This window comes from Reyranella sp. (assembly GCF_030651995.1).
GTDB lineage: Bacteria > Pseudomonadota > Alphaproteobacteria > Reyranellales > Reyranellaceae > Reyranella.
Genome location: NZ_JAUSBN010000054.1, coordinates 142,283 through 163,918, shown reverse-complemented (window position 1 = coordinate 163,918; position 21,636 = coordinate 142,283). Strand labels below are relative to the sequence as shown.

The 21,636-nt window shown below is 66.2% G+C and carries 20 protein-coding genes, 1 tRNA gene and 1 riboswitch; of the genes, 7 read left to right on the top strand and 14 right to left on the bottom strand.

From position 1 onward, the window contains the following. Positions 1 to 330: 330 nt before the first annotated feature. Both Q7V45_RS16790 and Q7V45_RS16785 read right to left on the bottom strand, forming a co-directional pair. Positions 331 to 405, bottom strand: a tRNA-Gln gene (locus Q7V45_RS16790). Between the two features lie 64 nt (positions 406 to 469). Continuing rightward, positions 470 to 985 carry a flavin reductase family protein gene (locus Q7V45_RS16785; RefSeq protein WP_304854094.1) on the bottom strand — a complete coding sequence of 172 codons (516 nt, stop codon included), beginning with the start codon at positions 983 to 985 and terminating at the stop codon, positions 470 to 472. A 250-nt stretch (positions 986 to 1,235) separates the two neighbouring features. Between Q7V45_RS16785 and Q7V45_RS16780 the strand changes: the two genes are divergently transcribed. From Q7V45_RS16780 to Q7V45_RS16770, 3 genes are read left to right on the top strand one after another with little or no spacing between them, the layout of a single operon-like run. Next, positions 1,236 to 2,060, top strand: coding sequence for a CHAD domain-containing protein (locus Q7V45_RS16780; RefSeq protein WP_304854092.1), 825 nt, complete (start codon positions 1,236 to 1,238; stop codon positions 2,058 to 2,060). 22 nt (positions 2,061 to 2,082) lie between these two features. Beyond that, positions 2,083 to 3,258 carry a GTP-binding protein gene (locus tag Q7V45_RS16775; RefSeq protein ID WP_304854090.1) on the top strand — a complete coding sequence of 392 codons (1,176 nt, stop codon included), beginning with the start codon at positions 2,083 to 2,085 and terminating at the stop codon, positions 3,256 to 3,258. Continuing rightward, a complete protein-coding gene (locus Q7V45_RS16770) occupies positions 3,255 to 4,136 on the top strand; it encodes a fumarylacetoacetate hydrolase family protein (protein WP_304854087.1) in 882 nt (293 codons plus the stop codon). Before Q7V45_RS16775 ends, Q7V45_RS16770 begins: the two co-directional genes overlap by 4 nt. Positions 4,137 to 4,157: 21 nt before the next feature. On the opposite strand, the gene Q7V45_RS16765 is transcribed toward Q7V45_RS16770, so the two are convergent. The 3 genes from Q7V45_RS16765 to Q7V45_RS16755 all read right to left on the bottom strand — a co-directional run bounded on the left by Q7V45_RS16765 (position 4,158) and on the right by Q7V45_RS16755 (position 6,294). Further along, the gene (locus Q7V45_RS16765; RefSeq protein ID WP_304854085.1) at positions 4,158 to 4,736 is read right to left on the bottom strand and encodes a TMEM165/GDT1 family protein; all 579 of its coding nucleotides are present in this window, start codon (positions 4,734 to 4,736) and stop codon (positions 4,158 to 4,160) included. Positions 4,737 to 4,800: 64 nt separating this feature from the next. Beyond that, a riboswitch (yybP-ykoY riboswitch) is annotated at positions 4,801 to 4,943 on the bottom strand. A gap of 89 nt (positions 4,944 to 5,032) precedes the next feature. After that, on the bottom strand, positions 5,033 to 5,359 hold the full coding sequence (locus tag Q7V45_RS16760; protein ID WP_304854083.1) for an NIPSNAP family protein: 327 nt from the start codon (positions 5,357 to 5,359) through the stop codon (positions 5,033 to 5,035). A 32-nt stretch (positions 5,360 to 5,391) separates the two neighbouring features. After that, the gene (locus Q7V45_RS16755; protein ID WP_304854081.1) at positions 5,392 to 6,294 is read right to left on the bottom strand and encodes an ABC transporter substrate-binding protein; all 903 of its coding nucleotides are present in this window, start codon (positions 6,292 to 6,294) and stop codon (positions 5,392 to 5,394) included. Positions 6,295 to 6,354: 60 nt separating this feature from the next. Here Q7V45_RS16755 and polA point away from each other — a divergent pair, with 60 nt between their 5' ends. Together polA and Q7V45_RS16745 are read left to right on the top strand one after the other, a co-directional pair. Next, complete coding sequence (polA, locus tag Q7V45_RS16750) at positions 6,355 to 9,273, top strand: DNA polymerase I (protein WP_304854079.1); 2,919 nt, start codon at positions 6,355 to 6,357, stop codon at positions 9,271 to 9,273. A gap of 98 nt (positions 9,274 to 9,371) precedes the next feature. Beyond that, positions 9,372 to 9,989, top strand: coding sequence for a glutathione S-transferase family protein (locus Q7V45_RS16745; protein WP_304854078.1), 618 nt, complete (start codon positions 9,372 to 9,374; stop codon positions 9,987 to 9,989). On the opposite strand, the gene Q7V45_RS16740 is transcribed toward Q7V45_RS16745, so the two are convergent. Further along, positions 9,970 to 11,316, bottom strand: a complete 1,347-nt coding sequence (locus Q7V45_RS16740) for a glycosyltransferase family 1 protein (RefSeq protein ID WP_304854075.1) — start codon at positions 11,314 to 11,316, stop codon at positions 9,970 to 9,972. The genes Q7V45_RS16745 and Q7V45_RS16740 overlap by 20 nt on opposite strands. Beyond that, positions 11,313 to 12,656 (bottom strand): glycosyltransferase family 1 protein, encoded by a 1,344-nt coding sequence (locus Q7V45_RS16735; RefSeq protein ID WP_304854073.1) that lies wholly within the window; start codon positions 12,654 to 12,656, stop codon positions 11,313 to 11,315. The genes Q7V45_RS16740 and Q7V45_RS16735 overlap by 4 nt, the downstream gene beginning before the upstream one ends. Before the next feature lie 114 nt (positions 12,657 to 12,770). Between Q7V45_RS16735 and Q7V45_RS16730 the strand changes: the two genes are divergently transcribed. After that, positions 12,771 to 13,520 carry an SDR family oxidoreductase gene (locus tag Q7V45_RS16730; RefSeq protein WP_304854071.1) on the top strand — a complete coding sequence of 250 codons (750 nt, stop codon included), beginning with the start codon at positions 12,771 to 12,773 and terminating at the stop codon, positions 13,518 to 13,520. Positions 13,521 to 13,745: 225 nt separating this feature from the next. Then, the gene (locus tag Q7V45_RS16725; protein ID WP_304854069.1) at positions 13,746 to 14,420 is read left to right on the top strand and encodes a formyltransferase family protein; all 675 of its coding nucleotides are present in this window, start codon (positions 13,746 to 13,748) and stop codon (positions 14,418 to 14,420) included. A 10-nt stretch (positions 14,421 to 14,430) separates the two neighbouring features. Here the strand turns inward: Q7V45_RS16725 and Q7V45_RS16720 are convergent, their stop codons facing one another. From Q7V45_RS16720 to Q7V45_RS16690, 7 genes are all read right to left on the bottom strand, one after another. Beyond that, positions 14,431 to 14,778 (bottom strand): hypothetical protein, encoded by a 348-nt coding sequence (locus Q7V45_RS16720; RefSeq protein WP_304854067.1) that lies wholly within the window; start codon positions 14,776 to 14,778, stop codon positions 14,431 to 14,433. Between the two features lie 12 nt (positions 14,779 to 14,790). Continuing rightward, positions 14,791 to 15,012, bottom strand: a complete 222-nt coding sequence (locus Q7V45_RS16715; RefSeq protein ID WP_304854065.1) for a bacteriocin — start codon at positions 15,010 to 15,012, stop codon at positions 14,791 to 14,793. 31 nt (positions 15,013 to 15,043) lie between these two features. After that, the gene (locus tag Q7V45_RS16710) at positions 15,044 to 15,961 is read right to left on the bottom strand and encodes a DUF2950 domain-containing protein (protein ID WP_304854063.1); all 918 of its coding nucleotides are present in this window, start codon (positions 15,959 to 15,961) and stop codon (positions 15,044 to 15,046) included. Beyond that, positions 15,958 to 17,121, bottom strand: a complete 1,164-nt coding sequence (locus tag Q7V45_RS16705) for a DUF3300 domain-containing protein (RefSeq protein WP_304854061.1) — start codon at positions 17,119 to 17,121, stop codon at positions 15,958 to 15,960. Before Q7V45_RS16705 ends, Q7V45_RS16710 begins: the two co-directional genes overlap by 4 nt. Positions 17,122 to 17,223: 102 nt before the next feature. Beyond that, the gene (locus Q7V45_RS16700; RefSeq protein WP_304854059.1) at positions 17,224 to 19,071 is read right to left on the bottom strand and encodes an adenylate/guanylate cyclase domain-containing protein; all 1,848 of its coding nucleotides are present in this window, start codon (positions 19,069 to 19,071) and stop codon (positions 17,224 to 17,226) included. Between the two features lie 50 nt (positions 19,072 to 19,121). After that, positions 19,122 to 20,729, bottom strand: a complete 1,608-nt coding sequence (locus Q7V45_RS16695) for a phosphoenolpyruvate carboxykinase (RefSeq protein ID WP_304854057.1) — start codon at positions 20,727 to 20,729, stop codon at positions 19,122 to 19,124. Positions 20,730 to 20,911: 182 nt separating this feature from the next. Then, positions 20,912 to 21,631: a HugZ family protein gene (locus Q7V45_RS16690; protein ID WP_304854055.1), complete on the bottom strand. Its 720-nt coding sequence runs from the start codon at positions 21,629 to 21,631 to the stop codon at positions 20,912 to 20,914. Between the last annotated feature and the right edge of the window lie 5 nt (positions 21,632 to 21,636).

Here is a 21,636-nt window from a genome sequence, read left to right as displayed (position 1 = left end):
CGGCGGCCTGATGGCCCGCCTGAATCGAGGCATTCCCACCGACTGGGATCAGCAGCTCACCTCGTTCTGACGTCGGCCCACCGCGTCATTCTGTCTCAAGATGCCGTATCTGGCCCCTTCGGTTGTGGCGGCGACCATGTTCTTGGCAAGACGCAACATGGAGTGAGACCACCATCTGGGCGCCCCAGAGACACTCGGGCCAAAACCGGCAATTTGCTCAGAATTTCAGAAAAAAGGCCGGTCTCTGGTTTCACCATAGCCGGCAAAAGGCCCGGCGTTAGCGACTTTTGCCGAGGTGTCTCTGGCATGGCCGCCCAACTCGGGGGTGGCTGGCTGGGGCGCCAGGATTCGAACCTGGGAATGGAGGAATCAAAATCCTCTGCCTTACCGCTTGGCGACGCCCCAGCAGGCGCCCGTTCGGGCGGGCGGGAACATAGTGGGTTGGCGCCGGGGCGCAACCCCGCCTTCGTCAGGCCGCCTGTGCAGCCTTCTTCAGCGCCTCGCCATGAACGAAAGTTCCATCGGCATAGAGAAGCGGCAGGGCGGTTTCGTGCAAGGCCACGTCGACGATCTCGCCGATGTAGATCGTGTGCGTGCCGGCCGAGAGTTCGGTGACCAGCTTGCAGTCGAAGGACACGGGACATCCCTTCAGCACGGGCGCACCGGTGGTGAGCGTCGTCCACTCGCCCATGTCCCGGAACCGTTCGTCGCCCTCGGTGCCGTCCATCCCGGCGAAACGCTCGGCGAGCTTGCGATGCTCCGGGCAGAGGATGTTGACGCAGAAGAAGCCCGCCTCGCCGATCGGATCGTGGGCGCTTGCGGATTTGTTGACGCAGACCAGGATCTGCGGGGGTTCGGCCGAAACCGAACAGACCGCCGTGGCGGTGAGCCCGCCACGCTGGTCCTGAACTTTCGTGGTGATCAGGGTTACGCTCGCCGCCAGGTGGCGCATGCCCTTCTTGAAGGCCGCCGCATCGATACTCATGGCGGCGACTCTAGGCCACGCCGGCCTGCCGCCGCCACTGCAAAGACGGCGTAACAGACGCCTCCAAAGAGGGGGCTGGCCGCTGAAACCCGGTGAATTCCAGTGAAACCGGACGGTCCAGCGTCTCGCGGATGCAACAAAACCTTCACCAGACTGTCGCTCTTTACGGTTGCCCCCTCGCCGCGCGGCGCTACGGTCGTATGCAATGTCAGCTTCCGGGCGAAAACCTGCCCCTGAAACCCCTCCCGAGGTGGCGCTTCGGACGATCGCCGCCTCCTGCCGGGCCGATCTCTCGAAGTATCGGAACATCGTCCTCCAGAGCCGCAGGCCCATCGGCATCCACCAGGCCCGCGTGGCGCTGCGCCGCCTGCGGGCCGCCTTCAGTGTATTTCGCCCTGCAGTCGACAACCCGGAAGTCCGTGCCCTTTCAGCCGAGGCCAGGTGGCTGGCAGGCGAATGCGGCCCCGCACGCGACCTGCATGTATTCCTGACGGAGAGCGTGACCGGCGTGTCGCCGGTCGTGAAGCGGGTTGGCGCGAGACTGGCCGCAAGCCACCTGGAACGCGCCCGGGCTGCCCTGGGGAGCGCCCGGTATGAGGCGTTCGACCAGCGACTCGCGGCCTTCGCCGCCGAGCCGGCCTCGATGGACGACAGGGGCGCGCTGCGGCTCGACGAGTTCGGCCGTCACGTCCTCGATACCCGCCACTCCAAGGTGGTCCGCCGCGGCCGGCTGCTGGACAAACTGAGCGAGGAACAGCTTCACCGCCTTCGCATCGGCATCAAGAAACTCCGCTATGCAGCGATCTATCTCAGCCCCGCCTTTGCCTCGCCCGTGGCCAAGCCCTATATCGAGGCAACGGTGCGCCTTCAGGGCGCGCTCGGCGCCTTGAACGATCGCGCGACGGCGGCCCGCATGCTGGCCGATATCGCGACGGCCTCCCGTCCCTCCGAGGACACGGCCTCGGCCCTCAAGGTTCTCGCGAGGCAAGCGTCAAGCGGCGAGAAGCGCCGCCGTCGCAAGCTGGAGCGGACCTGGAAGGAGTTCAGGAAGGTCGAGCGCTTCTGGCGGGCGTGATCCCCGAACACAGGATATTCAGATGAGCGACCCGCAGAACGCTGCCGAGCAGCGCATCCCCGTCACCGTGCTGACGGGCTTCCTCGGCAGCGGCAAGACCACCCTGCTCAACAAGCTGCTGCGCCGGCCCGAGCTGGCCGACACCGCCGTCATCATCAACGAGTTCGGCGAGATCGGCCTCGACCACCTCCTGGTCGAGAAGTCCGACGACGAAGGCATGGTGACCCTGAACTCGGGCTGCCTGTGCTGCACGGTGCGCGGCGACCTGGTGCGCACCATGAGCGAGCTGTTCCTCAAGCGGTCGCGCGGCGAGGTCTCGCCCTTCAAGCGCATGGTGGTCGAGACCACGGGCCTCGCCGACCCCGCCCCCATCCTGCACACGCTGATGACCGATCCGCTGCTGGCCTCGCGCTACCGCCTCGACGGCGTGGTGACGACCGTCGACGGCGTGAACGGCGCGAGCACGCTCGACAATCACGAGGAGGCCGTGAAGCAGGCTGCCGTCGCCGACCGGATCCTGCTGACCAAGGTCGACATTGCCGATGCGCCCAAGCTCGCCGAACTGAAGCACCGGCTGCACCACCTCAATCCCGGCGCACCGTTCCACACGGTCGCGACGGGCGAGATCGATCCCAACCAGATCCTCAATGCCGGCCTCTACAATCCCGAGACCAAGAGCGCCGACGTGAAGAAGTGGCTGCAGGCCGAGGCCTATGAAGGCAGCCACGACCACGGGCACGGCCATCACCACCACGGACACGACCATGGTCACGATCATGGCCATTCCCACGACAAAGATCATGGGCACGCTCACGGCGAGCAGGACCCGCACGACGTCAACCGCCACGACGACCGTATCCGCTCCTTCTGCATGACCTTCGACGAGCCGATGAGCTGGTCCACGGTGGCTGCGGCCTTCGACGCGCTGGTGACCTATCGCGGCCCCGACCTGCTGCGCATGAAGGGCATCCTGAACGTGAAGGACACCGACAAGCCCGTGGTGATCCACGGCGTGCAGCACGTCTTCCATCCGCCCGCCACGCTCGACGCCTGGCCGGAAGGCGACGACCGCAAGAGCCGCGTCGTGTTCATCACGCGCGACATCGGCGAGAGCACCATCCGCAAGGTCTTCGCCTCCTTTTTCGACGCCGAGAAGAAAGGCTGGGGCAACGCCGCCGAGCCGGCGAAGCCGCAATGAAGCTCGCCACGATCACGCACGGCGGCGTCTCGAAGGCCGCGCTCGTGAGCCCGGATGGCAAGACCTTCTGGCCGCTCGAGGAGATGCTGGGGCGTGTCGTTCCGACCCTCGGCGCCATCGTGGGCGAGCTCGACGCGATCAGGTCGAGTATCAAACCGACCGGCGCGGGCCTTCCGCTGTCGGCCGTCAAGATCGAGGCGCCGATCCCGCGCCCGGCACGCAACGTCATGTGCGTCGGCAAGAACTATCACGAGCATGCGAAGGAGTTCACGCGCAGCGGCTTCGACAGCAGCGCCAGCTCCGCGGCCGACGCCATCCCGACCGCGCCGATCGTCTTCACCAAGGCGCCCGAGTGCGTGATCGCCGACGGCACCGACATCCGCTATCCCGAGGGCGTCAGCGACTCGGTGGACTACGAGGCCGAGCTCGGCCTGGTCATCGGCAAGGGCGGCCGCGGCATCTCAAAGGGCGATGCCTACGGCCACATCTGCGGCTACACGATCATCAACGACGTGACCGCGCGCGACCTGCAGGGCAAGCACAAGCAGTGGTTCCTCGGCAAGTCGCTCGACACGTTCTGCCCGATGGGCCCGTGGCTGGTGACGTCCGACGAGGTCGATCCGGAGAACCTCGGCGTCAAGTGCTGGGTGAACGACGAGTTGCGCCAGGACGCCAACACGCGCGACCTCATCTTCGACATCCCCACGCTGATCGAGACGATCTCCGCCGGCATCACGCTCCAGCCAGGCGACGTCATCGCCACCGGCACGCCGGTCGGCGTCGGCATCGGCTTCACGCCGCCGAAGTTCCTGAAGCGCGGCGACCGCGTCACGATCGAGATCGACGGACTGGGCCGGCTGTCCAACGGAGTGGCGTAACGCCGGCCCGGCCTCCGAGGGTCAGCCGCCCATCAGGCCCATGTCGAGCTTGAGCAGCGCGAGCAGGCCCAGCACGACGAAGGAAGCCGCCGCCAGCGAGCGCACGAGCTTCAGCGGCACCTTGCGCGACAGCACGTCGCCGAACAGCACCGCGGGCACGTTGGCGATCATCATGCCGAACGTCGTGCCGGCCGTGACGGCGACCAGATCGTTGAAGCGCGCCGAGAGCGCCACGGTCGCGATCTGGGTCTTGTCGCCGATCTCGACCAGGAAGAAGGCGATGGCGGTGGCGATGAACGCACCGGCGGCGCCTGCGACCTTCGGCCCTTCGTCGGCCTTGTCGGGAATCAGGCACCACACCGCCATGGCGAGGAACAGGACACCGAGGATCCAGCGCATCGCGTCGGGCCCCAGCCAGGCGGCGACGGCGGCGCCGGCCCAGGCGGCGAGCGCGTGGTTGGCCAGCGTCGCGACCAGGATGCCCAGGATGATGGGAACGGGTCGGCGATAGCGGGTGGCGAGAATCATCGCCAGGAGTTGCGTCTTGTCCCCGATCTCGGCGACAGCAACGAGTCCTGTTGAAACAAGGAAGGCTTCCAAGACGGATCACACAGCGGGACCGAGCACGAACCTATGGCTCCCGGTGCCGCCCGATCCCGCGGGTAAAGACACTGGAAAGCCAAAGGTCTCGCCAAGCGCGGTCCGCTGGACCGTCGGTCGCCGGATGGGCCATGGTTCCCGAAGGACCCAAGTCTGTTGACACATCCGCCTCTGGGGTGAGGCCGGCTACTCCCCGATGACGGGATGCTGATAGTCCGACGCCCCGCTCATCGCAAGTCCCGGAACGTCGCGGTTCTTGCGAATGCCTCGCAGACGGCAAGCCTGAAGGCTGTCGCTCAGGGGTGCGGACCCCAGGGCGCCGCGTTCAGCAGCTTCACCTCCTGGCTCATCACCAGGGGACGAAATTTGACCGCGAAGCCGTCCATGAAGGCGGGGTCGGCGAAGACGGCGGCCCAGTGACGGCGCCGGTGGGCATCGTCCTCGAACTTCCAGAGATGCACGAGTTGGTTGATCGTGCCGGTGTCGCCCTGGAAGTAGCCGACGAGGTTCTTCGCGTGACCGCCCTTGTCGAGCGCCGGGAAGCCGAACTCCTGATAGAGCTTCACGGCTTCGCCCATCTTGCCGACGTAGAGCGTGTAGGTCCTGAGCTCGTACAGCGCCATTTCGATCTCCCCTTTTGAACTGCCGATTGGCTTCAGCCGATCGCGCGCGTGGCCAGCCTGGTGTCGACGACATCCTCGAAGGCGATGTCGCGCGACAGGATTCCCGACGAGCGCATGGCGGCGTGCAGCCGGTCATAGCCTGCGCGCCGGATGACCGGATCGCGGCCCCACAGTTCGAGCGCGCGATAACGGTCGATGCAGGCGGCGAACAGGTCGCGCGGAACGTCGGGAAAGAACGACTGCACGACGTCCACGATCTCGAGCGACGGGGTGACGGCGAACCATTTCAGGGTCGCATCCATGCCGCGGATCATGCGCGCCAGCTCTTCGGCGCGGCCTTCGAGCACGCCGCGCCGCGTCACCAGGGTCGTGTAGGCGGTAAGGCCGCGATCCGCGGCGGCGCTCCAGATATAACCGGCGCCGGTGGAAACGAGATTCTCGGCGTAGGGCTGGAACACCTGCACGGCATCGACCCTGCCTTCACGCAACGCCGTCTCGTTCTCACCCATGCTCTTGTCGGTGATCCGGTCGACCTTCGAGGGATCGACGCCGGCGCGGAACAGGTCGTCCTGCAGGCAAACCCAGGGCGTCGGCACTTCCGACACCGTCGCCAGCTTCACCGACAGGAGATCGGCGAACTTGAAATCCGGGCGCGGAGTCGCACCGACCACGAAGAACGGATCGCGCGCCACCACGTCGCAGAAGCAGACCAGGTCCGAGGCCGGGTTCTTGTCGCGCGCGATCAGGACGCGCAGCGGCCCGCCCCACATCACGTCGACCTCCCCGGCGCGCAGCGCCCGGGCGGCCTCCAGCGGGTCGGACGAGGGCCGCAACTCGACCTCGACACCGGCCCGGGCGAAGGCACCGCTTGCATGGGCGGCATAGAAGGGAGCGTAGAACAGCGCGCGGAAGTTCTCGGACAGGATGATCGTCATGCACCGATCCTATCACGGCCCCATCTCCCGCCGCACAGTCCAGCGTGCTAGGCCTTGGGCATGGCGAAATCCAAGGCTCCCGAGATGACACCGGCGGATGGCGACAAGCCGCTCCGCCACCTCTACCTGATCGACGGCTCGGGCTATCTGTTCCGTGCCTACCACGCCCTGCCGCCGATGAACCGGCCCGACGGGACGCCGATCAACGCGGTGTTCGGCTTCTGCCGCATGCTGGTCGCGGACCTGCTGGACAATCCCGAGATCGACCATATCGCGATGATCCTCGACGCCGGCAGCGTCACCTTCCGCAACCAGATCTACGACAAGTACAAGGCCAACCGGCCCGATCCGCCGGAGGACCTGATCCCGCAATTCCCGCTGATCCGCGAGGCCGCCCGCGCCTTCAACGTCACGGTGTGCGAACTCGAGGGCTACGAGGCCGACGACCTGATCGCCACCTACGCCCGCATGGCCGTCGAGGCCGGCGGCACCTGCACCATCGTCTCCTCCGACAAGGACCTGATGCAGCTGGTACGGCCGGGCGTCGAGCTGATGGACCCGATCAAGAAGATCAAGCTCGGGGCCGAGGCAGTGTTCGAGAAGTTCGGCGTGACGCCGGACAAGGTCGTCGACGTGCAGGCGCTGGCCGGCGATTCGACCGACAACGTGCCGGGCGCGCCGGGCATCGGCATCAAGACCGCCGCCCAGCTGATCAACGAGTACGGCTCGCTCGAGGCGCTACTGGAGCGCACCAAGGAGATCAAGCAGCCCAAGCGGCGCGAATCGCTGGAGAACAATGCCGAGCTGATCCGCATCTCCAAACAGCTCGTGACCTTGCGCGACGACGTGCCGACCCTGGCCGAGCCCGAGGCCTTCGACAAGCGCAAACCCGATCCCAACGTGCTCCTCCCCTGGCTGGAGCAGCAGGGCTTCAGGACCCTGCTGCAGCGATTCACCAGCGAACTGGGCGAGGCGACGGCGCCGGTCGCGCCGTCAGGCGAGCCCGCGCCGGTGAAGAAGGCCGACCCCACGCCGGCCCCGGGCGCCTCCTCGACGAAGAAGCCCAACCGGGACTTCACGGCCGCCGACTACGAGATGATCCAGGACGAGAAGCTGCTCGACGAATGGATCGCCGAGGCGACTCGGGCCGGCACCGTGGCCTTCGACTGCGAGACCGACGGGCTCGATTCCAACAATGCCGGCCTGGTCGGCGTTTCGCTGGCCCTGCTTGAAGGCCCTTGGGGCGACGTCAACTCGACGCGCCGGCGCGCCGCCTACCTGCCGCTGATGCATCGCGTCCCCGGCGCGGCCGCGCAGGGCGCCCTCGATCTCCTGGGTGACGGCGGCGACAAGGATGCCGGCAAGCTGCTGGAGGGACAGATCCCCATCAAGACCGCGATCGAAAAGCTGAAGCCGCTCCTGGAAGACCCATCGGTGCTGAAGGTCGGCCAGAACATCAAGTACGACATGGCGGTGTTCCGCCGGCATGGCGTCGAGATCGGCCCGGTCGACGACACGATGCTGATCTCGTTCGTCCTCGACGCCGGCAGGAACAACCACGGCATGGACGAGCTGGCCGAGCTCCATCTTGGCCAGAAGACCATCAAGTTCTCCGACGTGGCGGGCAGTGGTTCCAAGCAGGTGACCTTCGACAAGGTGCCGCTCGACAAGGCGCGCGACTATGCCGCCGAGGATGCCGACGTCACCATGCAGCTCTGGGCACGCCTCAAGCCGCGGCTCGTGCCTGAGCGCGTCACCTCGATGTACGAGACGATCGAGCGGCCGCTGATCCCGGTCCTGCTGTCGATGGAGAGCGCGGGCATCAAGGTCGATGCGCTGAAGCTCAAGGGACTGAGCGCCGACTTCGAGAAGCGGCTGGCCGAACTCGAGGGCGAGATCCACAAGATCGCCGGCCGCGAGTTCAATGTCGGCTCACCCAAGCAGCTGGGCGAAATCCTGTTCGACGAACAGAAGCTGCCCGGCGGCAAGCGCAACAAGAACGGCTCGTGGGCGACCGACGCGTCGGTGCTGGAAGACCTCGCCGCGCAGGGCCATCCGTTGCCGGTGAAGATCCTGGAGCACCGCCAGCTCGCCAAGCTCAAAGGGACCTACACCGACGCGCTGGTGCGCCAGGTCGATGCCAAGACCGGCCGCGTCCACACCTCGTATCACATGACCGGCGCCGCCACGGGACGGCTCGCCTCGACCGACCCCAACCTGCAGAACATTCCGGTGCGCAGCGAGGAAGGCCGCAAGATCCGCCAGGCCTTCATCGCCGAGACGGGCTACAAGCTCCTGAGCGCCGACTATTCGCAGATCGAGCTGCGCCTGCTGGCGCATGTCGCCGACATTCCCTCCCTGAAGGAGGCCTTCGCGCGCGGCGACGACATCCACGCCATCACCGCCTCCGACATGTTCGGCGTGCCGGTGAAGGGCATGGACCCGCTGGTGCGGCGGCGCGCCAAGGCGATCAACTTCGGCATCATCTACGGCATCTCGGCCTTCGGCCTCGCCAACCAGCTGGGCATCGGCCAGCAGGAAGCCAAGGAATACATCGCCAAATACTTCCAGCGCTATCCCGGTATCCGCGACTACATGGAACGGACCAAGGACTTCGCGCGCAAGCACGGCTATGTGCTGACGCCGTTCGGCCGCAAGATCCACCTGCGCTTCATCCACGACAAGAGCCAGGGCATGCGCGCCTTCGCCGAACGCGCGGCGATCAACGCGCCGCTTCAGGGCGGCGGCGCCGACATCATCAAGCGCGCGATGATCCGCCTCCCGGGTGCGCTGAGCGCCGCGAAGCTCAACGCGAAGATGCTGCTTCAGGTCCACGACGAGCTGTTGTTCGAGGTGCCCGAGAAGGAACTCGACAAGACGAAGGACGTGACCCGCAAGGTCATGGAAAGCGCCGCTTCCCTCACCGTGCCGCTGGTGGTCGACACCGGCGTCGGCGACAACTGGGCGGCGGCGCACTGAGCAGAGAAAGCCTCACCCTTCGAGACGCGGCCCTCTGGGCCGCTCCTCAGGGTGAGGTGTCGTATTTGATAAGCGATGTATGAAGTGAGGAATTCACTATGAAAATCTGGGGCCGCGCCAATTCGATCAATGTGATGAAGGTGCTGTGGTGCGCCGACGAGTGCGGGCTCAAGTACGAGCGCGAGGATGTCGGCGGGGCGTTCGGCGGCAACGACCAGAAATGGTACCTCGACATGAATCCCAACGGGGTCGTGCCGACCATCGACGAGGGCGGCCGCATCGTCTGGGAGAGTAATTCGGCGGTGCGCTATCTCGCGGCCAGGCATGCCGCGGGCACGCTGTGGCCCACCGATCCCGGCCTGCGCAGCGAGGCCGACCGCTGGATGGACTGGCAGCTCAGCACCATCGCCGAGCCGATGCGCATCGCCTTCTGGGGCCTGATCCGCACGCCGCCGGAGAAGCGCGACATGGCGGCGATCGGCAAGGCCGCCGCGGAGGCCGGCAAGCTGTTCGGCCGGCTCGACGGCTGGCTCGCGGGCAAGCGCTACGTCGCGGGCGACCAGTTCACGATGGGCGACATTCCGGTCGGCTGCTTCGTCCATCGCTGGTATGCGCTGGAAATCGAACGCCCGGATATGAAGAACGTCCGGAGGTGGTACGAGCGGCTCATGACGCGCCCGGCCTATGCCAAGCACGTCATGGTGAAGCTGACCTGAGCAGCACGCTTCCCGCGTCGTTCCAGGTCGGAAACGTCCGCGTCGCGAGCGCGCGCTCTATCCTGTCCCTGGCGGCCGCCAGGGCCTCTGCGTCGGAGATCCAGGCGACCATCGCCCGCGTCAACCCGTCGGAACTCGAGGGATCGAAATAGGTTGCGAGATCGAGGCCGGCCTCGCGCGTCGCTCCGGCATTCGAGGCGATGCAGGGGACCCCGAGGGCGAGGCTCTCCTGCACCGCCAGCCCCCAGCCTTCACCGTGACTCGGCATGACCGTAAAAAGTGCGTTCCTGTAAAGGACCCCAAGATCGCCGTCGGAGAGATTCTCGAGCCAGAGCAGGGTGCCGTTGCGGGATCCCGATGCCAGCCGGGCCCGCACCTCGGCCGCTTTCCAGCCGTAGCCGCCGACGATCACCAGACGCGGCATGGCGTCGCCAAATCGGGCGCGAAGCCCATCGGCCGCATCGAGCAGCGCCGGGACATTCTTGCGGGGCTCGATCGTGCCGACCGACAGCATGAACGGCTTGTCGGTCAGCCCGTGACGCCCAAGGACCAGGCGGTCGGAGAGACGATCATGGCCGGCGTCGCGCAAACGCTGGAAGCTGTCCCAGCCCATCGGCAAGACGGCGATCGGCTTTTCCGGGATCGACCGATCGGCGAGATAGCGTTGCACCTGTTGCTTGACGAATTGCGAGCTGGTCAGCCAGCAATCCACGCTCGGGGCGATCCCATTGAGCTGCTCGGCAAAAATCCGCACGGAATCGGCGGGAGTCCATTCCGGCCGCTCGATGAGATAAAGATCGTGGATCATCTGGACGATCCGCACGCCCGTTCGCGCCTTCAGGCCGGCGACCGTCGCGACGTACTTCTTCTGCCACCAGAGGTCGCCGGGATTGAACAACGTGTCCTGCGCGCCGGGCGGCGCAACGACATCGAGCGCAGGTGACGACCGTCCCGCGGCTCCTTCCGTCCAGGCCTCGATGAGACCTTCCATCCGGGTCAGCCCGGCCGCCAGATACGGCAGATGGAAATGTCGCCCTTCGGACAGCATTCCCGGGAGCGTTGCCAATCTCAATCCCTGCGCCAGGATGCGTCGCAGGCGCGATATTGCCGAGGAGCGCCCGCTACCGAGGTTGGCAATCAGTTCGGGTTCGATCCTGTAGAATCGATCGCTGCCGAGTATGCGCACCACGAACTCGACCGCGGACGATTGGCGGACGACATCCGAGGACGCGACTTTTTCGATAACCCTCTGCACGCCGCCGGGATGCCGGAAGTAGGCATACCAATGGATCAGGCCCGTCAGGTCGTAGAGCAACCGCGCACTCACAGGTCGCGTCCGTTCCCGTCCAGGCTCGCCTGCTTCAGCAACATCTGTCCCGCATCGTTCCAGGTTGGGAAATGCTCCGAGCCCAGGGCCTCGGCAATTCTCTCCCGCTCTCGCTGAAGCGCGGCGCCATCGGTGATCCAATGGGCCATCGCAGACTTCAAACTCGCCGGATCCAATGGATCGAAATGAACCGCGAGGCCCCGACCGGACTCACGCAGCGCTCCGCCGGTCGAGGCGATACAGGGCACGCCATGGGCGATGCTCTCCTGGACCGGCAGCCCCCATCCCTCGGAATAGCTGGGCGATACGGTGAAGAGCGCGGCGCGATAGATGGCAGACAGATCGGCGTCGCGAACCGTGGTCAGCCACCTCGTGTGCCGGTTGCGCCACAGGCGCGCCGCAAGACCCTTCGCGCTCCACCCGTAGCCACCCACGACCACCAGCTCCGGAACACGCTCCCCGAGGTCCCGGCGCAGCTCCTCCATGACATCGAGGAGCGTTGCCAGATTCTTGCGCGGCTCGACGGTCCCGACGAACAGGATGAATGGTTGACCGACGATGCCGTAGCGCCGGAGCGCCGCCGCCGCGCCGGGGCGATTCTCCCCCCTTGAAACCGCGAAACTATCCCAGCCCATGGGAAGCACCTCGACAGCTCGCGGAGGCAGCGAGTGGCTCTCCAGATAGGTCTTGAGTTGTTCCTTCACGAAGGTCGAATTGGTCAGCCAACGATCGACGGCAGGGGCAGCCCCGCCAAAGGTGGACGGAAAAGTGCGCGCGAAGGTTGGTGAGAACCAGTCAGGCCGTTCAATAAAGAAAAGATCGTGGATCATTTGCACGACCTTCACCCCCGTGCGGGTTTTCAGCCGAAGCAGGAACGGGGCATAGTGATTCTGCCACCATAGATCCCCCGGGTTGAAGAATACATCCTGCGGCCCGGGCTCCCGCACGACCTCCAGAGACGGCAAGGTGGTCGGCAATCGCCTGCCGAACCAGGCCTCGACCAATGGCGCCAGACGGGTCAGGCCGAGCAGGAAGTAGGGAACATGGATAATGGTCATGTCCGACAGCGGCCCCCGTGGCCGTGCCTGTCGCATGGTCATCGTGAAGAGGGCGCGCAGGCGGGCTATCGCCGCCCGGCGCTGCAGCGGATCCTGTAGATCAAACAATATGCCACGATCGACCCTGTATAATTCGTCGCCGCCAAGCGCCCGCGCCACGAACTCCACCTGCTCGTCCCGCTGAACAGCCGTCGAGGAAAACAGCTTTTCAGTCACCCTTTGGATGCCAGAGGGGTTCGAGAAGAAGGCGTACCAGTGAAGCAGCCCCGTGACGTCGAACAACAGTCTACGGGACACGTCCGGACTTTCGACCATCGGTCAATGCGCTGTCGGTCAACATAAATGCGTGGTCCAGCACTCGCAAGGTCACTATCATTTCAGGACACTTGCCCCAACATGAAAACATTCCGCCACATCATTATCACTGGTGCTTCGAGTGGCATCGGGGAGGCACTGGCCATCGACTATGCCGCTCCGGGCGTCGTTCTTGGCCTGACGGGCCGTAACGCCAAGCGCCTGTATGCGGTTGCGGATGCCTGCCGGGCCAAGGGAGCGACAGTGGTCGCCGATACTGTCGACACCACCGATCGGTCCGCAATGGCGCGCTGGTTGAAGGCGTTCGACGACGCCCATCCCGTCGACCTGCTGGTTGCCAATGCCGGGATCTCGCTCGACCAGAACAACCTGGGAATCGAACCCTTCGATTCGGCTCACAAGACCATGGCGGTCAATTTCACGGGTGTACTGAACACCGTCGAGCCGCTGATCGATCGCCTCATGGCGCGGCGCCAAGGACAAGTCGGCGTGATCTCGTCCCTTGCGGCTTTCTTCGGCCGCCCGCGCTCCGCTTCGTACAACGCGAGCAAGGCGGCGATACGCGTCTGGGGGGAGAGCCTTCGCTTCCCGCTCGCAAAAGCCAATGTCGGGCTAAGCGTCGTCTGCCCGGGCTATGTGACGAGCCGCATGACCGAAGCGATCGCCGATCCGAGACCGAAATCGATGAGTGCAGGGCGAGCCTCGCAGATCATCCGGCAGGGTCTCGCCCGCAACAGACCGAGAATCGCCTTCCCCTTTGGCCTCACCCTCGGCGTGTGGTTCACGGCGCTGCTTCCCGTCTGGCTGAGTGCGCGGATATTGAAGGAGTAGGGCCGCATGCCGTCCGCTGCGGAGAACAGGCCAAAGACGAGTACGATCGTACTTTGCCATATCGACAGCCTGTGTTGCCTCCCGGCATTGAACGCGGTGTTCGCGGAATTCGGGAACGACATAGGTCTCGTCCTGTCCTCGCGGCGGTTCGGCTCCCGTCACGGCACCTTCTGGGAGCAGACGACCGCCGGCTTCCGGCGCTATGGCATCCCCCTCAACCTCTGGTTGGGCTTCGACCTGATATCGGTGCCGATCGTCGCGTATTTCGCGCGCTGGCTTTCGCTGGTCACGCGCCGACCTCCGGCACTGGCGACCTTGCCCGAACTGGCGCGGCGCCATAATGCGCGGTTCGTCGAAACACCCGACGTCAATTCCGCCGAGACGCTTGCCGCCGTACAGGCTTGCGCTCCCGATTTCATCGTCGTCATGAATTTTGACCAGATCCTGCAGCCACCTCTGATCGGTCTGCCGAGGGTGGCCGCGCTGAATGTTCATCCCTCCCTGCTTCCCAACCTGCGCGGCCCCTGCCCCGTGCTGTGGGCGCAAGCGCGGCAGGAGCGCATTTCAGGCGCCACGATTCACGCGATTGAAGATCGCACAATCGACACCGGCCGCGTCATTGCCCAGGTCGAAGTGCCAATCCATGGCGCAACCTCGGTCGGAGAACTGACGACGCAATTCTTCCTGGCCGGTGCGCGCGCCCTGCCGACTGCCCTGGCGCGTCTTGCGGCCGACAGGACAGCCGGACAACCGCAGCTTCTCTCGGACGGCCAGTATCTGGGATATCCGACGGCGCTCCAGATGAAGGACTTCCGACGCGCAGGGCTTCGCCTCTGCCGCCTGGGTCACGCCGCCCGCTTGGTGCTGGCAGCTCTTGGCGTGACCCGCTGGAAGCCGTAGCTGGAAGTAACTAGCGGCGCTTGGGGAGCTTCGAGCTCTCGGCGACAATGGCGCGGTCGACCACCGTGAACAGGTAGGCGTCCGGCGAGAGGGTGCAGCCGCCACGCACCAGGTGGGCGAGATGGGCGCCGAGATCGCCGTCGGGGATCACCACGCCGCGCATGCGCGCCGAATGATCGGCGAGGAACACGGCCAGCGCCTTGCGGGCTTCCGGATTCATCGCATGCGCTTCCTTGCAAGTGACGTAGGCCGCCTGGTCGAAGTTGAGCGCCGGCATCTGGGCCTGGGCGGGCGCCGAGACGGCGATGACACTTCCGACCGAAAGGGCACCCAGCGCGAGGAGAAGCCTGGAGGTCATGCGCATCTCCCCTTACTTGCTGTTGCCGATGGCGGTGCCGCCAAGATAGCCGACGGCGCCGCCGATCAGGCCGGCGCCGACCACCGCGCCGAAGCTGCCGCCGGTCGCGAGGCCGATTCCGGTGCCGGCCGCGGCGCCGACGAGCGCACCAGTCTGGCCATCCGACAGGTTGCTGGTGTTGCAACCGCCCAGGAAGCCCGCCGCGACGACCAGCGTCAGGATCTTCGTCTTCATCACACCTCTCCCCTTAACCTCGACACCTCCATCACGGAGGCGTCATGTCCGCCTTCACCCAACCCTTATCAGGATTGAAGATGTTGATCATGCCGGCGCGCTGCGCCGTCTCGGGTCCCAGGTCCTGCTGATAGACCTCGCCCTTGTAGTCGACGATGAAGGTCATCACCCCGGTCACGCCGTAGCGCACCGGCCAGGCGATAGCGCCGAATCCGCCGATCATGCGGCCCTTGACGATGTAGTCGCGGGCGCCGCCCGGGGCCGCCTGGCCCTGGCCGTAGAGCAGCCGGAAGTGGTAGCCATAATGGCCGTCCGGCGCATTGCCGTCGACCTGGGCGCGGGCGACCGCCGGTCCGAGCGGGCTCTGCGGCTCGCCCGGCTTGGCCTCCCAGTAGAGCCCGTCCTTGCGGCCCGGCGAGCTGAGAAGGCGCCGCGCATAGACCGGCGATCCGGTCTTCATGGGATCCATCGCCGCGTAGTCGCGCTGGGCATCGACGATGGCCAGCATCGTCTGCACCACGGCGGCTTCGTCATGGCCGATCTGGCGCAGGCGCATCTCGCGCCAGCCGGCCACCGGATCGAAGCGCCATTCCGCGCCGTCCTTCACGAGCGGGATCGGCAGCGTCCAGCCGGCCTTGCCGGCCATGATGGTCGCCTTGTCGCCGGAAACCTTGACCTCGTGGCTTTCGTCCCAGGCCGCGAGATAGGCCTTCCGGCGCTCCTGGCGCTGCTCGGACGTCGCCGGGACGAACTCGCCCCATTGGGGCCCCAGCAGAGCCGCCAGTGTCTTCTGGTCACCCTTGCGGACTGCGTCGGTGAACGCGTTGGCGGCCGCCTCGGCCGTCGGGAATCCCTGAAGCTTGGGCGCCTGCTGGGCGACCGCGCCGCCGGCCAGGCCGACGAAGACGGCGAGGGCCAGGAGACCGCGCCGGAACATCGTGCCGCTCATCGCCGTCCTCCTCCCCCGAACCTGCCACCGCCACCGCCACCGAAGTGATCGCCACCGCCACTCGAGCCGCGGTTGCCCCAGGACTGGCTGCCGCGGTCAAAGTCGCGGCTGGCGCCGTTGCCGCCCCGGTTGATGTCGCCGAATGCCCCGCGTTCACCGCCGGCCCGACTCTCGACGCCGCGATTTTCGGCCGGCCTGTTCTCGAGGCCGCGATTCTGCACGCCCTCGGCGCCGCGCCCGTCGAGCTGGCCACGGAACTGCTGGCGCTGTGCCGCCGAATCGGGACGATGCTGGCCGAACTCCTGCCGCTCGGCGGGCGTGCGGTAGGGCACGCCGTCGCGATGCGCCGGATCGTGGTTCCACTGGCCGTTGCGATAGCGGTCGGCGTTGAAGTTGTTGGTGATGCTGGTCGCCCGGTTGACGTTCACGGTCGTGTAGCTGTTGCCCCAGCCACCTCCGCCATAGCCCCAGTGCCAGCCGCCGAACATCGCGGCACCCGCGGCGACGCCCAGCCCGAACATCATGCCGGTCATCAGCGCCGCGCCGTAGTTCGGCGGCGGCGGATAATAGGGTGGCGGATACGCGGGATAGGGCCACGGGCCGTAGGCCCAGGTGGGATTGTAGTAGGGCACGTAGAGCAGCTCGGGATTGGCCGGCTCGATGACGATCGCGCTGGCGCCGCCGCTCGACTGCGTCGTCACCGTCTGCTGCGGGGTCGACTTCAGGTTGCCGGTGGCCTGTGCCTTGGCGCGCAGGCGCTGGACGGCCGTGGCGACATCCTTCTGCTGGCCGATCATCGCGTCGCCGAGCTTCTGGGTCCAGTCGAGCTGGTTGCTCATCATCTGCAGCGTCTGCGGAAACGCGACGAGCGACTTCACGCTGACGTCCCAGCTCTTGTCCTTCACCGCCGCGACCGCAGCGTCGCCCTTGAGGTTCGGGTTGGCCTGCGACCAGCGCGCCGCCTCGACGACCTCCAGCGGATAGGTCGACGCCATCAGGACCTGCGACAGCAGCGCGTCGGGATAGAGGGCGACGGGCGCCAGCATCTGGTCGAGCTGCTCGGTCGTGAAAGGCTTGTTGGACTCCTGCGCGCGCAGTCCATGGAAGGGGGCAAGAGCGAGCGCGGCCGTCGACAAGGCAAGAAGTTTGCGTCGTTCCATGTGCGGCTCGTTCCTTCGAAATGCCAAAGAAGAGGACGGCCGCACACTACCGGCGATGACCATATCCCGTCCAGCGCAGCACCTCGTCACAGGAGGCGCCCGCTACAGCAGGCGATACACCTGCTCCGGCTCGTCCCTGCCCTTCACGTGCCGCAGCTCCGGCTTGGGCAGTTCGCCCAGCGCCTCGGGACGCTTCATCGCCGCGATCGTGTCGCCGCTCACCAGGACGATCACGTCCTCGTCGGGGCCCATGAATTCCTTGCCCATCTGCTCGAACCTTTGCGCCACGTTCACCGTGTCGCCGACCACGGTGTAGTTGACCCGGCCCGGCGCACCGATGTTGCCCACGATCACAGGGCCCGAATGGATGCCGACGCGCAGGCGGACGGCCTTCTGGCCGGCCGCGATGCGCTGAAGATTGTCTTCGTGCACGACGCGCCCCATCTCGAGCGCCGCGTGGACCGCATGGTCGGCATGGTCCTCCATGGTCGAGAGGCCGCCCCATACCGCCATCACGCAGTCGCCGATATACTTGTCGATCACGCCCTGGTCGTTCTCGATGCAGGTGCCCAGCAGCGCGAAATGATGGTTGAGCATGTCGGCCGTTTCCTGCTCCGGCAGCTCCTCGGCCTGCGGCGTGAAGCCCACGATGTCGGTGAACATCACCGTGACGACACGACGGCGCGACGCCACGGCATCCTCGCCCAGTTCCATCAGCCCGAAGACGAGACGGCGCGGTACATAGGCGCCGAACCACTTCAGCGCCCCGCGCGCCTTGTCGAGGCTGTGGCCGGCGTCGTCGATCTCGCGCAGCCTCGACGTGCGATGGAACGGCTCGTCGAACTTGAGCTGCTCGATCAGTTCGGCCGCCGAGGTCAGGGTACGGATGGAGCGCGCCATGCTGAGCCCCATCACCAGCGCCAGCAGCGCGGCGACGGCCAGCGTGATGCCGCCGACGATCGCCCCGTTCATCAGCCGGTCGAGGTCGCCGGTCGCATCCTCGATCGGAAAGTACTGCCCGACCAGCCACGGCTCGGGCCCGAACCGCCTGAGCTCGCGATAGACGAACACCCATTGCCGCCCGCCCTCCTCGACGACATGGCCGAGCGATCCAAGCGCCCGGTCGATCTGCGGCGACCGCACGGGCGCATCCCAGATCTTCGCGAGGACCGGGTCGTCAACCTCCTTGATCGTGGGCAGGGGCCGCGTCTCGGAGAGGCCGAGCCCTCGGGGATCGATCAGCCGGCGCGCGGCCAGCACATGGTCGCGGCCGACCAGGATGAAATAGCGTCCATCGCCGCCCCGTACGGGATCGCCGATGAGATAGGAGAGATCACCGACGGCCACCGTGGCGATCAGGCCGCCGATGAAGGCATTGTCGATGCGTCGCACCGGCGTGCGCACGTTGACCACCGGCTGCTTGATCGTCTCGCTCCAGAACAGGGCGCCCCAGAAGGTGTCTTGCGCCGTCTGGAGCTGCCGGAAACGTTCCATGCCCTGCGGCTGGCCGACGAGCGAGAGCGTTTCGCGCTCGATCGTGCCGTCGGGCTCGCGCACGGCGCGGTGCAGTTGGAGATCGAGCGTGGCGAAGCCGACCGCGGAGACGGCGGGTACCTGCTGCATCATGACGGCCAGCAGCTCACGCACCGCGACCGGCGATTCGATGTCGATGCGGCCCCCGGCGGCGAGGGCGGCGATCAGTTCGAGCTGCTCGCTCACGGGATCGAGGCGGCTGCGGACCAGCGCCACCTGGGAATCGACGACGCGGGCGGCCCGATCGACCAGCAATCGTTCGGCGGTGCCGGTCGCGCCGGCCAGCACGACGATGTAGGCGACGCCGGAAATCAGCGAGAGCGAAACGAAGGCGAGCGCCAGCGCGGCAACCATCGGCAGCCGCCAGGGGCGGCGCACGGCGCCTTTCGCAGGGGACTTTTCGACAATCTGGCTCACGCGGCGAACATCATAGGATGTCCGCCGCGCGGAAGCGATGTCCCGTCAGGTCAGGCGGCCGCGCGGATGGCCGACTTGTTGACCTTGTCGTCGACGTGACTCTCGAACTGCTGGAAGTTCTTTTCGAAGCGCTGGGCGACGTCGCGTGCGGCGCTGTCGTAGGCCTTCTTGTCCTTCCAGGTGTTCTTCGGGTTCAGCACCTCGCCCGGCACGTCCGGGCAGGCACTCGGCACCTGCATGCCGAAGTGCGGATCGGCCGAGGAGGAGACGGAGGCCAGCGTGCCGTCGAGCGCCGCGCGGACCATCGCGCGCGTGTGACGGATCGACATGCGCTCGCCCACGCCGAAGCCGCCGCCCGACCAGCCGGTGTTGACCAGCCAGCATTTCACGTTCTGGCGGGCCATCTTCTCGCCCAGCATCTTGGCGTAGACGGTCGGATGGCGCGGCATGAACGGCGCGCCGAAGCAGGTTGAGAAGGTCGCCTGCGGCTCGGTCACGCCCTTTTCGGTGCCGGCGACACGCGCCGTGTAGCCCGAGAGGAAGTGGTACATCGCCTGCTCAGGGCTGAGCCGCGAGATCGGCGGCAGCACGCCGAACGCGTCGGCCGTCAGCATCACGATGTTCTCGGGCGTGCCGGCAATACCGGTGGTCGAGGTGTTCGGGATGAAGTCAAGCGGGTAGCAGGCGCGGGTGTTCTCGGTATAGGCGCCGTCGTCGAGGTCGAGGCGGCCGGTCGCCGGATCGATCACGACATTCTCGAGCACCGTGCCGAACCGGCCCGTGGTCGCATAGATCTCTGGCTCGGCCTCGCGGCTGAGCTTGATGACCTTCGCGTAGCAGCCGCCCTCGAAGTTGAACAGGCTGTCCTCGGCCCAGCCATGCTCGTCGTCGCCGATCAGCGTGCGCGTCGGATCGGCCGACAGCGTGGTCTTTCCGGTGCCCGACAGGCCGAAGAAGACGGCGACGTCGCCGTTCGGACCCAAGTTGGCGGAGGCGTGCATCGGCAGGACGTTCTTGTCGGGCAGCAGATAGTTCAGGATCGTGAACACCGACTTCTTGATCTCGCCGGCATACCAGGTGCCGCAGATCGCCACGACGCGCTCGGTGAAGTTCACCAGGATGGCGCAATCGGAGGCCGTGCCGTCGAGCTTCGGGTCGGCCTGGAAGCCCGGCAGGTTCAGGATGGTGAATTCCGGCTTGAAGCCCTCGAGTTCCTCCCGGGCCGGGCGCAGGAACATGTTGCGGGCGAAGAGGTTGTGCCACGCCGTCTCGTTGACCACGCGCACACCGATGCGATGCGCGGGATCGGCGCCGGCCCAGCAGTCGCGCACGAAGAGGTCGCGGCGCTGCGCGTAGGCGATCATGCGGTTGTAGAGCGCGCGATACTGGCCGGGCGTGATGGGCTTGTTGGTCTTGCCCCAGTCGATGCGGCCCTTGCTCTCGGAGTCCTCGACGATGAACTTGTCGTTGGGCGAGCGGCCGGTATGGATGCCGGTCCGCACCACCAGCGCGCCGCCCTCGGCCACCACGCCTTCATGCCGGCGAATCGCTTCCTGGTAGAGCGCGGGAACCTGGAGGTTCCAGTAGACATTGCTCAGGTTCTTGAGTCCGAGCGCTTCCAGTCCAAACTTGGGTACGATGAAGCCCGCCTGATGCACAGCGTTTCTCCTGCTTTCCGGCCGATCCGAATGGCGAAGGTGGTCCAGCACTATGCGCTACTGGCAGGGCCGCGGGGAGGCAAGTCCCTTGCGACAAGTTAGTGACGAACAGCATGTGAATCGGCCTTCGCATCCGCGAGAAGAATGCTGCGACGCGAAATCGACAGACCTGCGTGACGGAATCAGGTCATCGCGCGGGCCTTGCCCACCAGGGCGACCAGGACCTTGCGTGCCTCTCCAGACGCTTGCAGCGGCACATCGAACGCAAGGCGGCCAACCTTCCCTGCCCGCCGCAGGTCGATCCCCTCGGAATCGATCCCCGTCATCCTCCATCCGTCGCCGGCCAGGCCGATCAACTTTGCGGCATAAAGCTGAACGGCATCCGCGTGATCGGCGTTCATGTGCTCGACGATGCCCGCCTCGCCCTCGGCAAGGCCCGCGGCCTGCGGCGGAGCGAGTTCGGCCCTATCGATCCAGCGTATCTTGCCGAAGCCGCCCACCAGATGGGCCCGCTCAACCGCCACGCGATAGAAGCCGAAATCCTTGAATCCCGCATAGAGCGCGGCGTCCGGATGTCGCGCCAGGAAGCGCGCCTTCAGCCGTTCGTCGGCGGTCCGCCCGGCCCGGCCGAGCACGGTCGCCCGCGGGCCCGTCAGCGGCTGGTCGAGCCCGCCGGTGCCGTCGAACAGCAGGGAGACGCGGTCGTCCGCCTTGATCGCCTTGGTATGTTCAGCCATATCGCTCAACAGAAGGATCGGCGACAGGTCGTGATCGACCGCCACCAGGACCAGGGAGGCATAGGGCCAAGCGGCCGGTTCGCCAGGCAGGTTGGTGGCCAGGGAAGCCCGGTCGAGGGCGCGCAAAAGGCCGCGCACGGTGCCGGGCATGTCGTCTTGGGTCATGTTCG